The organism is Vibrio sp. 10N.222.49.C9, from assembly GCF_041474985.1.
GTDB lineage: Bacteria > Pseudomonadota > Gammaproteobacteria > Enterobacterales > Vibrionaceae > Vibrio > Vibrio crassostreae_C.
In genome coordinates this window covers 1-338 of record NZ_JBFRVD010000456.1, presented here as the reverse complement: position 1 = coordinate 338, position 338 = coordinate 1, and the positions used below count along the sequence as shown (strand labels likewise).

Annotated in this window: 1 pseudogene; it reads left to right on the top strand. The window is 47.6% G+C overall.

The annotated features are described in order from the left end of the window. A pseudogene (locus AB4585_RS23965) lies at positions 1-218 on the top strand (MFS transporter); the annotation flags it as partial. Between the last annotated feature and the right edge of the window lie 120 nt (positions 219-338).

The window sequence follows — 338 nt, the reverse complement described above, 5'->3', positions numbered from 1 at the left end:
CCCTTGCCTATGGGTGGGTAGGCCGAAAAGCGACACACGCAAAAGCGACAGCAACGGCGTTATACCTTGTTCATTACTACATTGGCGGCAGTCTAGGTGGGTTCTTGCTACTTTATTGCTGGCAGCATGGCGGTTGGTCTGCTGTGGTGTTTGGCGGTACAACGCTCTTTATCGCGATGTTTGTTGCTATAGAGCTACTCAAACGTATCGACAAGTGAGACTCATCCGTAGAGAACGGCATTTTTATTTCCAAGAAGGCGTAAATTCGCCCATATAACGTTCAACTAACGTGAGCGCTGTTACGGCCTGTTGCAAAATTGACAAACAAACACCTAACT